The organism is Streptomyces sp. R21, from assembly GCF_041051975.1.
In the GTDB taxonomy this organism is placed as follows: Bacteria; Actinomycetota; Actinomycetes; order Streptomycetales; family Streptomycetaceae; genus Streptomyces.
Window position 1 is genome coordinate 5,773,291 of the sequence record NZ_CP163435.1, and the last position, 14,081, is coordinate 5,787,371.

10 protein-coding genes and 1 pseudogene are annotated in these 14,081 nt (G+C 70.5%); 5 read left to right on the top strand and 6 right to left on the bottom strand.

Features of this window, described 5'->3' with window-relative positions:
• The first annotated feature begins 152 nt into the window (after positions 1-152).
• Together AB5J56_RS25895 and AB5J56_RS25900 are read left to right on the top strand one after the other, a co-directional pair.
• Positions 153-4,190 (top strand): type I polyketide synthase, encoded by a 4,038-nt coding sequence (locus tag AB5J56_RS25895; protein WP_369235466.1) that lies wholly within the window; start codon positions 153-155, stop codon positions 4,188-4,190.
• 245 nt (positions 4,191-4,435) lie between these two features.
• The gene (locus AB5J56_RS25900; protein ID WP_369235468.1) at positions 4,436-5,056 is read left to right on the top strand and encodes a TetR/AcrR family transcriptional regulator; all 621 of its coding nucleotides are present in this window, start codon (positions 4,436-4,438) and stop codon (positions 5,054-5,056) included.
• A 154-nt stretch (positions 5,057-5,210) separates the two neighbouring features.
• On the opposite strand, the gene AB5J56_RS25905 is transcribed toward AB5J56_RS25900, so the two are convergent.
• Positions 5,211-6,641 carry an MFS transporter gene (locus AB5J56_RS25905; protein WP_369235470.1) on the bottom strand — a complete coding sequence of 477 codons (1,431 nt, stop codon included), beginning with the start codon at positions 6,639-6,641 and terminating at the stop codon, positions 5,211-5,213.
• Between the two features lie 194 nt (positions 6,642-6,835).
• Entirely contained in the window at positions 6,836-7,738 is a 903-nt protein-coding gene (locus tag AB5J56_RS25910; RefSeq protein ID WP_369235472.1) for an SPFH domain-containing protein, read from the bottom strand.
• A gap of 215 nt (positions 7,739-7,953) precedes the next feature.
• On the opposite strand from AB5J56_RS25910, the gene AB5J56_RS25915 reads away from it, so the two are divergent.
• Positions 7,954-8,631 (top strand): hypothetical protein, encoded by a 678-nt coding sequence (locus AB5J56_RS25915; RefSeq protein ID WP_369235474.1) that lies wholly within the window; start codon positions 7,954-7,956, stop codon positions 8,629-8,631.
• Here AB5J56_RS25915 and AB5J56_RS25920 read toward each other — a convergent pair.
• The 3 genes from AB5J56_RS25920 to AB5J56_RS25930 all read right to left on the bottom strand — a co-directional run bounded on the left by AB5J56_RS25920 (position 8,562) and on the right by AB5J56_RS25930 (position 11,164).
• Positions 8,562-9,548 carry a hypothetical protein gene (locus AB5J56_RS25920; RefSeq protein ID WP_369235476.1) on the bottom strand — a complete coding sequence of 329 codons (987 nt, stop codon included), beginning with the start codon at positions 9,546-9,548 and terminating at the stop codon, positions 8,562-8,564. The two genes, AB5J56_RS25915 and AB5J56_RS25920, sit on opposite strands and share 70 nt — an antisense overlap.
• Positions 9,545-10,273 carry a hypothetical protein gene (locus AB5J56_RS25925; RefSeq protein ID WP_369235478.1) on the bottom strand — a complete coding sequence of 243 codons (729 nt, stop codon included), beginning with the start codon at positions 10,271-10,273 and terminating at the stop codon, positions 9,545-9,547. The genes AB5J56_RS25920 and AB5J56_RS25925 overlap by 4 nt, the downstream gene beginning before the upstream one ends.
• Before the next feature lie 147 nt (positions 10,274-10,420).
• Positions 10,421-11,164, bottom strand: coding sequence for a DUF4232 domain-containing protein (locus tag AB5J56_RS25930; RefSeq protein ID WP_369235479.1), 744 nt, complete (start codon positions 11,162-11,164; stop codon positions 10,421-10,423).
• Between the two features lie 233 nt (positions 11,165-11,397).
• Here AB5J56_RS25930 and AB5J56_RS25935 point away from each other — a divergent pair.
• Positions 11,398-11,626 (top strand): annotated as a pseudogene (locus tag AB5J56_RS25935) (hypothetical protein); the annotation flags it as partial.
• Between the two features lie 174 nt (positions 11,627-11,800).
• Here AB5J56_RS25935 and AB5J56_RS25940 read toward each other — a convergent pair.
• Positions 11,801-13,417 carry an MFS transporter gene (locus AB5J56_RS25940; protein ID WP_369235481.1) on the bottom strand — a complete coding sequence of 539 codons (1,617 nt, stop codon included), beginning with the start codon at positions 13,415-13,417 and terminating at the stop codon, positions 11,801-11,803.
• A gap of 294 nt (positions 13,418-13,711) precedes the next feature.
• On the opposite strand from AB5J56_RS25940, the gene AB5J56_RS25945 reads away from it, so the two are divergent.
• Positions 13,712-14,080 carry an amphi-Trp domain-containing protein gene (locus AB5J56_RS25945; RefSeq protein ID WP_369235483.1) on the top strand — a complete coding sequence of 123 codons (369 nt, stop codon included), beginning with the start codon at positions 13,712-13,714 and terminating at the stop codon, positions 14,078-14,080.
• Position 14,081 lies beyond the last annotated feature (1 nt).

The following is a 14,081-nucleotide window of genomic DNA, read 5'->3' on the forward strand; positions in this document are numbered from 1 at the left end:
GAGTACGACTTTAAATCGCGGGCCAAGATTCGTACCAGCGTTCAGGATGTGTATGTAACTCCAGGGCATACTTGTCCTCCAGTTTATTTTTAGACTAGGCTCGCTTACGCGTTGAAACGTTGAACCCAGACCTCAGAGGGGGGCTCATTCGTATGGGTGCAGGACTCGGGGAGGACACGTCGATCGCGGTCGTAGCGATGGCGTGCAGGTTTCCGCAGGCCGGAAACGTCGAGGAGTACTGGTCCAACCTGGTGGGGAACGTCGACTCGGTGACTCCGGTACCACCCGAGCGCTTCGACATCACGCCGCACTACTCGGGAACACCGAAGACGCCCGGACGTACGGCGTCACGGCACGGCGGCTTCCTGCCGGACGCCTTCTCCTTCGACACCGCCTTCTTCGGCATCTCGCCGGCCGAGGGCGCCAGCATCGACCCGCAGCACAGGCTTCTGCTGCTGGTCGTGCGCGAGGCACTCGACGCGGCGGGCATCCCGGCCCCCGCCATCGCGGGCAGCAACGCGGGTGTCTTCATGGGCCAGGCCACCGCCGACTACGCGCACGGCGCCGAACTGGACAAGCACTCGCTGCGGGACGCGACCGGCAGCCACTTCCGGGCGATGGCGTCGGGCCGCGTCTCCTACGACCTCGACCTGCGCGGCCCGAGCGTGATGGTCGACACCGCGTGCTCCTCCTCGCTGGTGGCCGTCCACATGGCACGCCAGAGCCTGCTGGCGGGGGAGACCGACCTGGCCATCGCGGGCGGGGCCAACGTCATCCTCTCGCCGCAGGACGCCATCGCCTTCTCCTCCGCGGACATGCTGTCCCCGGACGGACGCTGCGCGTTCGGTGACACCAAGGCCAACGGCTTCGTCCGCAGCGAGGGCGTGGGAGTCGTCGTCCTCAAGCGGCTGCGCGACGCCGAGGAGGCCGGCGACGAGATCCTCGCCTTACTGCCCGGCAGCTCCGTCACCAACGACGGACGCGGCAGCGGCTCCCTGATCAAGCCCGCGGTCGACGGCCAGAAGATGATGATCAGCGAGGCCTGGCGCAACGCCGGAGTGCACCCCGACGAGATGGACTACGTCGAGGCCCACGGCACCGGCACCCCGGTGGGCGACGGGGTCGAACTGGAGGCCCTCGCCGAGGTGGTGCGGGGCAACCGGCCCACCCGCGGGCGGCTGAAGATCGGCTCGGTGAAGTCCAACATCGGCCACGCCGAGGCGGCGGCCGGTATCGCCGGGCTCATCAAGGCCGTACTCGTCACCCGGCACCGGCTCATACCGGCGTCCCTGCACCTGACCGACCCGCAGCCGCTGCTCGCGGACGAGGCGAGCCCCCTCGAAGTGGTCACCCGCAACGAGGAGTTGGACCCCGCACGCGAGGGCGCCCTGGTCGGCGTCAGCTCCTTCGGGCTCTCCGGCACCAACGCCCACGTGGTGGTCGCCGCGCCCCCGGCCCGGCCCGCCGAACCGGCCCGGGGCCGCACCGAACTGCCCGAGGGCCGCCCCGCCCACCTGCTCGTCCTCAGCGCCCACAGCAGCGCCGCCCTGCACCGGCTCGCGGGCGCGTACGCGGACTTCCTCGCGCCGGGCGCCCCGGGCCGCGACCTCGCGCTGTGGGACGTCTGCGCCGCCGCGGCCCAGAACCGGGAGGCCCACCCGTATCGGCTGTGGGCCACCGGAGCCGACCACGACGAGCTGACCGAAGCCCTGCGCGCGCTCGCGGAGGACCGGCCGACGGACAACGGCGGGCTGGGCGAGGCCGGGTTCGACGGCCCGCGCCGGGCGGTGTTCGTCTTCCCCGGGCAGGGCTCGCAGTGGTCCGGCATGGGCCGGTCCCTGAAGGCCGCGTCCCCCGCCTACGCCCGGGCGCTGGCCGCCTGCGACACCCTCGTGCGCGAGGAGACCGGCTGGTCCGTCGAGGACGTACTGGCCGCCGCAGAAGACCCCTTCCCCGACCAGGTCGGCACCGTACAGCCCGTGCTCTGGGCGGCCGAGGTGGCACTGGCGGCGGTGTGGCGCGACATGGGCGTCGACCCCGACGTGTGCCTCGGCCACAGCATGGGGGAGACAGCGGCCGCCGCCGTGGCGGGCACACTCACCCACGCGGACGCCGCCGCGGTGATCTGCCGCCGCAGCGCTCTCATGCAACGCGTCGCAGGCCAGGGCGCGATGATGGTCGTGGAGCTCTCCGCCGAGCAGGCCGAGGACGTCGCGGCCCAGGAGGGCGGCGGCGTGTGCGTGGCCGCGCAGAACGCGCCCACCTCCTCGATCCTGGCAGGCGAGACGGACGCCCTGCGGCGCGTCGGCCGACGGCTCGAGCGCGAGGGCGTCTTCCACCGCCTCGTCCAGGTCAACGTCGCCTCGCACTCCCCCTTCATGGACCCGCTGCGCGACGACCTGCTGAAGCGGCTCTCCGACCTGCGACCGGCGACCGGCGCCGTTGCGATGCTCTCCAGCGTGCTGGGCACCTTCCTGGAAGGCCCCGAACTCGACGCCCAGTACTGGATGGACAACCTGCGCAGGCCCGTACGGTTCCTCGACAGCGTCCGCTACCTGGTGAAGGAGGCGGAGAACGTCTTCGTCGAGATGAGCCCGCACCCCGTGCTGGTGGGCGCGATCGAGGACACCCTCGCCGACGCGGGCTGCCCGACGGCCGTCGTCGCCTCCACCGACCGGCGCCGTCCCGACGAGGCGCTGACCCTCGCCCGCTCCCTCGGCGCCTTCTTCACCCTCGGCGGCTCCGTCGACTGGCAGCGCTGGTTCCGTGGCCCGGCCCGCCGCGTCCGACTGCCCGCCTACCCGTGGGAGACGGAGCCGCTGCGCCGTACGAGGCCCCTCGTCCGGTCCGCCGCGCGCCACCGCACCGTGGACCTCGTCACCGACCTGAACGGGGCGGCCGTACGGCTGCGGGGGCTGACCCCGGTGCCGCCGGCCGTCCAACTCGCCACGCTGCGCGAGGTGTTCCGCACGGCCGACGCCGCCACCGTGACCATTGAGGACATCCGTCTCGCGGACGAGCTGGTGGAGATCCCGCCGGGTGGCCGACTGACCCTGCGGGTGCGGACGGAGGAGAAGGAGGGGGCGGCGGCGGGCGCGTCGGAGCAGACCGCCGTGCACTCGGCCGAGGTCCACACCGTGGGCGCCGGACCGGACACGCCGGGCACCCCCTGCCTTACGGCGACCGTGCGCACCGCGCCGCCGGAGCCCCTGCCGTCCGGCCGCGACCGGCTCGACGCGGCGCTGGGCCGGTGCGTCGCCCACCAGACCCCGGAGGAGTTCTTCGAGGGACTGGGCCGGCGCGGCTACGAGCCGAGCCCCGCGATGCGCGCCGTCCGCCACATCTGGCGCCGGGACGGCGAGTCCGTCGCCCTCCTGCACCGCCCGGACGTCTCGGCACAGGCCGGGTGGGAGGCCGCACTGCTCTCGCTCTTCGCGGCGCTGCCCGCCTCGCTTCCGGGCGAATCGGCCTACCGGGCGGCGGAGTTCGGCCGGGTGAGCTTCCATGGCGACCTGCCGGAGGAGTTCTGGCTGCACACCATCCTGGACATCGAGGAGGCCGGCGCGGCGGCCATCGTCGACGCCGCCGTCATCGACCGACAGGGGAGCGTGCTCGCGCAGTTCGAAGGCATACGACTGGAGCGGCTCGGCGGCGGCAGCGGCAGCACCGGGTTCGGCGGCGGCATCGGTGGCGCGTCCGTGCGCTCGGTCCTGACGCAGATCTCCCGGATACGCGATCAGCTGCCGCTGATATCCCAGATACCGCACATACCCGGGCGGCTCCTGGGCGGGCTGCGCAAGGCCCTGGAGCCGCAGGTGGTGGTCGTTCCGGCACCGCGGGAGGCGGTGGCGGCCACCGTGCCCGCCCAGGAACGGGAGGCGGCCGTGGTGCCCGCCCAGGAGCCGGTGGCCCCGGCGGCCCAGCCTGTCGGCGGCACGGCTGAGGACGACCTCGACGACCTCACCCCGAGGTTCCTCCAGATCGTCGCCGAGCTGCTGGGCATGGACGCCGCGCGTATCGACGTACGCAGACGACTGGGGGACTACGGATTCGACTCCCTCTCCGCCGTACAGCTGCGGGGGCGGGTCCGCGGTGAGCTGGGCCGTGACATACCGCTGTCCCGGCTCCTCGGGAAGGACAATTTGAAGACGCTTGCCGCGTCCTTGGTTGACGCACCCGCAAGCAGCTGACCTGCGTGGGGCCGGGCGGAACGGATTGATCCGCTTCTGTCCGCCCGGCCCTCGCGGAAGACTAAAGGTGAACTACCACTCATTGATAGATCGTGATACACGTGTAGGGAATGCCGACACTTTCGGTCCACCTTTGCCCACCCGGGGACGACACGGGCTCCGCCCCGTCCCACGACGTCGAACGCCGATGCCGCCAGGGTTCAGGAACCGGCAGGTACGGCATCGTGGGCGACAGGAGTCAGGACATGGGCGACACACAGACCACCACGGCGCCACCCCCAACGGGACGGCGCGAACGCAACAAGCTGAGGGTGCGCAACCGCATCTACGACGCCGCACTGGAGCTCTTCACGCGCCAGGGCTACGACCAGACCACGGTGGACGAGATCACTGAAGCGGCGGACGTGGCGCGAGGCACCTTCTTCAACCACTTCCAGCGCAAGGAAGACCTCATCGCGGCCTGGGGGGAGGACCGTCGCGACCAGCTGCGCGGAGGTCTCGCCGCCGCGGCGCTCGCCCCCGGGGACGGCACCCAGCAGACCCTGCTGCACTGCATGAGCCTCCTCGCGGAGATCAGCCAGCGCGACAGCGCCCGGACGCGGGCCATGCTCGCGGCCTGGGTCAAGGCGGGCTTCCCGCTGTACGAGCAGCCCTACGTCAGCACGATGTTCGCCGAGTTCGTCGACGCGGGCCGCAAGCGCGGCGAGGTCCTCGACGCCGTGGAGCCGCGCCTCGCCGGCTACATCCTGCGCGACGTGTACCTCGGCACGCTCTACCGGTGGGCTCAGCCGGGCGCGCAGATGGACCTGGAGACCGAACTGCACGCGGTCTGCCGGACGGTTCTCGCGGGCGTGCTGTCCCGGTAGGTCCGACTACGGGTGGGACCGACTCCCGGTAGCACTGACTACGGGAGCGTTGACTTCAGGACTGGCTCCGGCCCGCGCGATCCGCGGGCCGGTCCTGCCCTGTCCTGCCCTGTGCTGTCCTGCCCTGTGCTTTTCTTCCCCCGGCCCTGTCCCGTCATCCGCCGGACGGGTTCTGACCGACCGTCTTACGGGGCGCCCGTGGCAGCAGCAGTGCCGTGGCGGTGGCCGTCACGAGCAGCATCGCGACGCTGATCACGAAGCTGGTGTCCATGCCGTGCCGGAAGCGGGAGGTGTCGGCGATCAGCGCGCCGAACGCCGCCACCGCGAGGCAACTGCCCACCTGGCGCGAGGTGTTGAGGACCGCGGCCGCGGTGCCCGCCCGTGCGGCGTCGACGTTCTCCAGGATCGCGGCGGTCAGCGACGGCACGGCGAGGCCGCCGCCCAGGCCGATCGGAACGAGGAGGAGCACCGGGACGACGAGCGAGGTGTGCGGGGTGACCGTGAGCATCAGCAACGCTCCGCCCGCCATGATCAGTTGACCGATCGCCATCGGCACCCGGGCGCCCTTGCGGGCGGCCAGCCTGACGCCCGCCATGTTGACGACGGAGATCAGCGCGCACATCGGGATGAACATCGCGCCGGCGCCGACCGGGGACGCGCCCCGCACCTGCTGGAAGTACATGCCGAGCAGGAAGATCGCGCCGTAGAACACCGCGTTCATGGTGAAGCCGGCCGCCAGACAGACCAGCACCGTACGGGACTTGAAGAGGCTCAGTGGAACCATCGGCTGCTCGCGGCGCGACTGCGTGGTGACGAAGAGCGCGGCAGCGGCCGCGGCCACCACCAGCGTGCCCAGCACCCCCGCACTGCCCCAGCCCGCCCGGCCGCCCTCGATCACGGCGTACGTCAGCCCGGCCAGGCCCAGCACCACGGAGAACTGCCCGAGCAGGTCGACCGGGGCCGGGCGGCGCGGGGACGGGGCGATCCGGGTCAGCAGGGCGAGGCCGACCGCGCCCACCGGGAGGTTCAGGTAGAACACGGCGCGCCAGCTCAGACCGCTGGTGAGCAGGCCGCCGACGACCGGACCGATGGCCACGGCGACGGAGCCGGCCGCCGTCCAGATCGCGATGGCCCGCGCCCGCTTGCCGGGGTCGGCGTAGTTCTGCCGGATCAGTGCGAGCGACGCGGGCACCATCAGCGCGGCGGCACCGCCCTGCACCATCCGGGCCCCGATCAGCGTGCCCAGGTCGGGCGCCACACCGCACGCCAACGAGGCCACCGTGAACACCGCGAGTCCCCAGGCGTACGCCCGCCCGGCACCGACCCGGTCGGAGAACGTACCGGCGGACAGCATGAAGGCCGCGAACATCAGCGTGTAGCCGTCGACGATCCACTGCAGGTCCGCCATCGAACCGCGCAGGCTGCCGGAGACGGCGGGGAGCGCCACGTTGACGACCGAGCCGTCGAGGGAGATGACGAAGAAGGCGAGCAGCGCGGCGGCGAGGACGGTGTGCGGGCTCCGGGGCGGGTCGACCATTGGCGGGTGGGGATGGCTGACCTCCGCTGTCCGGGCGGATGCGGTCATGAGAACTCTCCTTGGGTGGCGGTGAGTTGATGCCGTCGTAAAAAATTCCTTCGCGAAGGTATCACCTAGGGAGAGGTGAGGGCAGAGGTTGCCGGAAGAGGGCGAAGAGGGGCACGGCACGACCCCGGACCAGATGGGGTCCGGGGTCAGGCGTGTCAGAGGTCAGGGGCGTCAGGGTTCAGAGGCGTCAGGATTCAGGCGGCGGTGCCGGGCGCTTCCGGCTCCGCGACCGCCGCCGGTTCCAGCGCTTCGGGCACTTCGGACGCCTCGACCGCCTGTGCCGGAACCTCCGGTGTCCGCACGTCCTTGCCGCCGCTCGCCTCGTCACCGTTGCCGAAACTGCGGGCGGCCCGGTCGAAGTAGCGCAGAAGCTCCACCGGGAACGGCATGACGAGGGTGGAGTTCTTCTCGGCGGCGACCTCGACCACGGTCTGCAGGAGCCGCAGCTGCATCGCCTCCGGGGTGTCGGACATGATCCGCGAGGCGTTGGCGAGCTGCTGCGCGGCCTGGAACTCGCCGTCCGCGGTGATGACCCGGGCCCGCCGCTCCCGCTCGGCCTCGGCCTGCCGGGACATGGACCGCTTGAGGGACTCCGGCAGTTGTACGTCCTTGATCTCGACGCGGTCGATGTGGACACCCCAGCCCGCCGCCGGGCTGTCGATCATCAACGCCAGCCCCTCGTGCAGCCGTTCGCGGTCCGAGAGCAGGTCGTCCAGGTCGCTCTTGCCGATGATCGAGCGCAGCGAGGACTGGGCGACCTGGCCGACGGCGAAGACGTAGTCCTGGACCTCGATCGCGGCCTGGACGGGGTCGGTGACGCGGAAGTACACGACGGCGTCCACCTTCACCGAGACGTTGTCCCGGGTGATCCCTTCCTGAGTGGGGATCAGCAGGGTCGCGACCTGCACGTTCACCTTGCGCATCCGGTCGACGAACGGGATCAGGAAGGTGACGCCGGGCTGCCGGTAGTCCGGCTGCGCCTTCCCCAGCCGGAACACGACCCCGCGGTCCACCTGATTGACGACCCGCATCCCACTGCGCAGCACGAGCAGGGCCAGGCCGACCACAGCCACGACCGCGAACACGGTGCCTTCCATGGGCACTTCACTTCCCTTGTCAAGACTTCCCCTACGGGGTGCCGATTGAGACACAGATGATGACCGCGTACGGGGGCGGCTGGATGCGTGGGCCGCGTCAGGAATTCGTCAAGAAACGTCCGGCGAGCGGCCGTAGCCCGAACACCGCGGGTCGGGCGCTCGAACATGGGTCTAACATCGCCGCCCGGGGACGAGTGAGGGGCGGGGAGACACGGATGTACGCGTTGCTGTCCGGAGGTGGCCTGTTGGCCGACGGGGGTGGCCTGTTGGCCGGCGGGCGCGACTTTCTGGCCGACGGTGGCAGGGAGAGCGGTGATTCGGGGGCCTTCGACGTCGTCTGGGGCCTGACCGCCACGGTCTTCGGTTCGGTGATCCTCACCGACTTCCGCGGCGCGGCCTACCGCCTGGCCCTCTGGCAGGCCGAACGCCGCAGCCGGGTGCCCAACATGAAGGTCTTCCGCGCCGGCGGTGGGCTCTTCGCCCTGGTGGGGCTGATCTTTCTGGTCATCGGCGTCGGACAGGCGGCCGACGGCAGGCTGGGCGCCTTCCGCGAAGGCCACATGCCGGTGCCCGTGATCGTCGTCATGAGCCTCGGCGTCGTAGGCGCGATGGTGATGTACTGGCGCCCGCGCGGGCTCCTCAACTCGGCCTGGAGCGAGGGTGACAGCTCTCCGCACGGCGCTCTGCGCCGCACCGCGTGCGTCGTCGCCACGCTCGGCGTGGTCGGCTTCGGGGTGAGCCTGGCCCTTGGCCTGATGATCGTGGCGGTCGTGTCCTGCGCGGTCGCGGGATGCACGCTCGCACCCCTGTTGCTGTCGCACCGTCAGGGAGCCGCGTACTCGACGCGGATGCCGTCGCCCTCCGCCAGCACGATGACCCGTGACCGGTCGTAGGTCCAGCCGGCCGGAAGCAGGAAGAGCTTGCCTCCCGAGTACGCGTACAACTTCAGCCCCTGATACCGGTAGCGGTACTCGCCGGTGCTCCGGTACACGGTGGTCCGCACCCCCGGTGCGTTGATCCGGAGATCCTTCGCGCTGTAGACCACGACGTCCGGCTGGTCGCCCATTCCCTTCACGAACTGCTCGGCGGCTCCCCGGCCCTCGACGGTGGCGAACCGCCCCACGGTCCAGAAGACCAGGACGACGACCAGGGCCCCCGCGTAGAGCGAGGCCGAACTCGTCCACAGCCGGCGCCCCGGCTGCTCGGTCCCGGACTCCTCGGCACCGGTGCGGGACCAGAGGGAACCCCCGTAGCAGCCGAGCAGCACCCCTGCCGTGAGGGACAGCGGCTGCATCAGTTCCCACCAGCCGCGCGAGGTGACCAGGACCAGCCCCCAGGCGACGACCGGCACGATCACCGGCGACGCCGCGAGCGCCAGACACACCCGCCCGCGCACCCGCGGACGCGCCTTCAGCGCGAGCACCAGCCGGGGATCACCGATACGCCAGAGAAGAGCCACCGCGGTGGCGTAGAGGAGCGGCTCGAAGAGGGCCGGAACACTGCCGAGTACGTACAACGTCAGAGAAGCGTCGAGATGCGCCTCGGCAAACCCCAGATACTCCGCCTGCGCCTTGCTGCGTATCCAGCCGAAGTAGAACAACAGGGCCGCGATCAGGGAGAGATGGGCACCGACGAGGGCACCGGCCTGGAGGAGGGCGGCGCGGACGGGGGTGGGAGGTGGTGCCGGTTGTGGCTCTGGTTGTGGTGGTGATGGTGGCTCTGGTTGTGGCGGTGGCTCCGGTTCCGGTGGGGCGCTCGGGCTGGGTGGCGGTTCGTCGTCGGCGCGCCGTGGCTGGGATACGGCGGTCACGGCTGGTCCGGGCAGCTGAGTCCGCCACTGTCGGCGTCGTCGACGTAGAAGTCCGCGTTCGGGTACGTGCGGTGCAGCTCGACGAGGGTCTTGAGCAGCCGGTAGGCGGACTGGTCCGCGCAGTCGCCGTCGGGAACCCCGCCGGCCGTCGCCAGTTCGTCGTACGCGGCTTCGCCGGTGCCCCAGTCGGCGTGGCCGTCCGGCAGCACGGCAGGGCAGACGGCGTGCAGGCCGCTCACCAGCGTTCCTTCCGAACCGCCTTCTCCTGTAAGGACGTTGGGGCAGTCCTTGTGGGCCAGGGCGTCGAACCAGAGGTAGAGAACGCTCGGATACGCCGGTGCGGCCTGGAGCGTGGCGGAGGAGGAGTCCTCCGCAGTGGGCGAGTCGTCGGGGGACGAAATCCCGGGAGGGCTCGGCGTCTCACTCCCCGAGGGACTCTCGCTGTCGACCGGATAGAGCGACACCCAGCCGACCCCTTGCTTGTGCCGCTTCCCCGACGCTCCGGGATAGGGATCCTCGGTGCCGGTGGCCGTCCTGGTCTGCCCGCCGCTCGGCTCGACGCCGTCGCTGGGACCCGCGGTGTACCGGCCGCCACCGTCGGGACCGGCGGTGTACCGCCCGGCTGAATCGTTCCCCCCACCTGTACCGGCACTGCCTCCGCACGCGGCCAGCAGCGCACATCCCACCAGGGCCGCTCCCGCACCCCACACCCGTAAGTCCCGCATACGTCCCCCCTTCGTGGGCTCAGAATGCCGTGGTCAGCGCTGTTCGGAGCTCCTTTTGCAGGAGATGTCGCCTGATGTGGCCAATGGGAGGCATGGGATGACGAGGGCCCCGGACCGTGATCGGTCCGGGGCCCTCGGCCTCGCGGGTCAGGAAGGCTTGGTCGCGGTGACCGCGGTGGCGCTCACCGTGTTGTCGCACTCCGCGAACACGCCGTCGTCCAGGGCGACCTGGTGCGCTCCGGAACCGGGCAGGCCGATCACCAGGGTCGGGAACGAGGACGGGTCCGCGCCGGACTTGCAGTAGCCGTCGCCCTCGCCCTGGACCTGGACGAACGTCAGCTTCACCCAGGCCTTGCCGCCCGGGGCGACGTGAACGGGCGACGCCGATCCGGTGGGCGTCACCGTCAACGGGGTGTTGTGGTCGGGGGATCCGTTGCCGGCCCCTGCAACCGTCGGGTGCCCGTTCAGGACGCACTCCTGGCCGGAGGTGTTGGTGATCTCGATGATCGCCGCTCCGGTCCCCGTCCCGACCGGGCGATCGGCGGCCTGATAAGCGGACAGCTCCAGGCTGGTGTCCGCACACGTGGTGCCGGAGGAGTCGCTCGTCGAAGGAGCCGTCGACGGCTCAGAGGACGGCTCCGAGGATGGCGTCGAGGAAGGATCGTCCGTGGCGGGATCCGTGGCACTGGGATCCGTGGTGCTGGGATCGGTGGCACCGGAAGTGGGCGAAGTGGAGGACGACTTGGAGGCCGAGGCGCTCGGCGCGCCGGAGGACGAGTCGTCCGTGCCCGCTCCGCCGTCATCGGGCTGGCACGCGGTCATCACCAGGGCGGCCGAGGCTGCGGCCATGGCCATCAACACGCTTCTACGGATGCCGTTCCTGTACTGCATGATCTCCCCCGATGCGGATCGCAGAGGATCCCGGCCCTCGCCGCCCCCTGTGCCGAACGAGACACAGCCACCGCACAGCCGGTTCGCTCGCCCGAACACCTGTGACACCCCGGTGACAAGATCCGGCCGGAACCATCGCGTCCGCCCGGCTTTCAGGACAATGCGACACCCGTCTCCTCGTACTCGGGTGTACTCGTGCGGAGCTGAGTAGCTGCGCTCTGGGCGGTGCCGGGGTGAGCCGCCGACGCTGGGGACATGCGTCAAGGACTCATGAAACCCGTATCCCAACTGCTGCCGATCCTCGCGCTGGCGGCGCTGTCGCTCGCGACGTGGGCCGCCTGGCTGGGCTGGGACCAGCATCGTGACGTACAGCCGGACGGCACGACGACCGGCCCGTACGCGGCATGGCAGGTGATCGGCCTGGTGCTGACCTTGCTGGCACCGGTGTACTGGGCGGCCTCGCCGTGACCGCCGCCGGTTCCGCCGTGATCACCTCCGCGAAACGACTGGGCGGCCACGGCGAACGCACCGCCGTAGGGGAGCCACCTACGTTGTCTGGGACGGGGCTTTTCCCGCCGAGTGGCATGCCCGGCCGGTGCGCCTTGGGCAGGTCGCGAGTGCAAGGGCGTCCCGCGGCTATGGGCCCGTCGAACCGGGCTGGGTCTTCGGGATCCGTGAGGTGAAGAACATCGCGAGGAGAGCGGTGAAGGCGAGGATGGCGAGGGCGGCGCGCAGACCGTCGATCCTGGCGTCGGCGTTCGCGTCGAGTGCCGCTTGCGTCACCTCCGTGCTGGTGCCCGCTTCGTCGAGGGCGGACTTGAGCTGGGCGTCCGACAAGAACGGTGCGCCGCTTTGGAGTTCGACGGCCGACCGGCTCTTGACCTCGGCCGGGATCGCCGGATTCCGGTCCACGCTGGTGAGGAAGGAAGTCGTCAGCGCGGCGATCATGATCGACCCGGCGAGTGCCGTACCGATCGAGGCGCCGAGGTTGGTGACGGCGTTCTGGACTCCGCCGACTTCCGCGCTCTGTGCTTCGGGCACGGCGGACACGGTGACCGACCCGAGCTGGGACGCCAGCGCGCCCATGCCGAGCCCGATCAGCAGGAGGGGGATGGTGACGATCTCCGCGCCGGCGTCCGCGTCGAGCGCGGCCATCAGGACCACCGCGCCCGCGAACAACGCGAGGATCCCGAGCCGCACCACCCGCCGCGGCGACACGTCCGGCAAGTAGCGGGGGATCAGGATGGCGGCCGCCAGCAGCGTCACGGAGAGCGGCAGGATGCGGGCACCGGTCTTGAGCGCGGACAGGCCCAGGGCGACCGACAGATAGAGCGGTACGACGAAGAACACGCCCATCTGAACGAGGTACTGGAAGAAGAACATCGTCAGTCCGCCGGTGAGCTGCTTGTTGTGCAGCATGCCCGGGTCGACGAGTGGCTCCCTGCGCCGCTCGACCATGCGGGCCTCCCAGCGGAGGAAGAGCCAGACCAGCAGCAGACCGGCCAGCATCAGCCACACGACCAGCGAGACCCCGAGCCACGAAGGCGCGTCGGGCTTCGGCTGGAACCAGCCCCATTCGTCCGAGCGGAGTACGCCGTAGACGAAGATCCCGAGCCCGAGCGCGGACAGCACGGCGCCGACGAGATCGATGCGAGGGCGTTCGCCGATCGGCGCGTCGGCGATGCGGCCGGCGAGCACCAGGATGCCGACCACCATCACGACCTCACCGGCGAAGACCCACCGCCAGGAGAAGTACGTCGTCGCGACACCCCCGATGATCGGCCCGACCGCGATCGCCACGGCCCCTGCGGCCGCGACGAGACCGTAGGCGGCGGGACGGCGTTCAACGGCGAAGTTGCTCGCCACGAGCGCCACGATCGCGGGCAGGATGAGTGCCGCCCCGATCCCCTCCAGGAACGACCAGCCGAGCAGCAGCACGGGCAGGTTCGGCGCGAGTGCAGTGGTGAGGGAGCCGCAGCCGTAGATGCCGCAGCCGATCATGAACGCGCGTTTGCGGCCGATCAGCGCCCCCACCTTGCCGCCGGGGATCATGAACATCGCCATCACGAGGGTGTAGGCCGTGATGGCGCCTTGGATACCCGTCACCGTCGTGCCCACGTCTTCGGCCACCGTCGCGATCGAGACGTTCATGACGGAGCTGTCGAGCGCCATCAGGAACTGACCGGCCGTGAGTGCCAGCAGGACGATGCGTGTCGTTGCCGAACTCTCAGCAGAGTCTGCTCTGGGCGCCATGCGCGCATCGTCCCAGCCGCCCCGGAGGGCGATCCGCGACCCGCCCCGGAGGTCAACCGGTTGGCGGACTGAGGTCAGCGGAGTCACTTGACAGGACGATGCCCGGCTTGCACGGGCGCTCCGCCAAGAGTGCGTGACAACGCTGCTCGACCACGCTCGGTTCCGCCGGCGCGGGGGCACCCGAGGTGCGCAGTGAACCCCAGAGGACGAGATTGGAAGTAGCCCGACCGATCGAACGCGACGTGCGGTTGTGGGATCTGGGCGCTTTGCGCCGTATCCGGATGGGAGACACCCATGAAGGACCTCAAGTTCGAGCAGAAGCGCTCGCTGTCACGCCTTGAGGCGGCTGACCAGCTCACGGCACTCGCAGCCGCGCTACGGGAAGGTGGGGAGGCCGAACTGGAACTCAGCCCCGGAACGCTGAGCCTGCGGATCCCCGACGACCTTCGCAGCGAGATCGAGGTCGAGATCGGTAATGGGGAGATCGAGCTGGAGATCGAATTCAAGTGGCCGACCGCGCCGACCCGGAAAGCGCCATCGCGGACGGTCTCGGGCACGAAGAAGGCCGCAACGCCAAAGAGCGTGCCCGCAAAGGCAGGGCGCAGCAGTACGAGCACCAACAGGAGCAAAGGCGCGAAGCGGTCCGCTACGAAAGCGCGCTGAG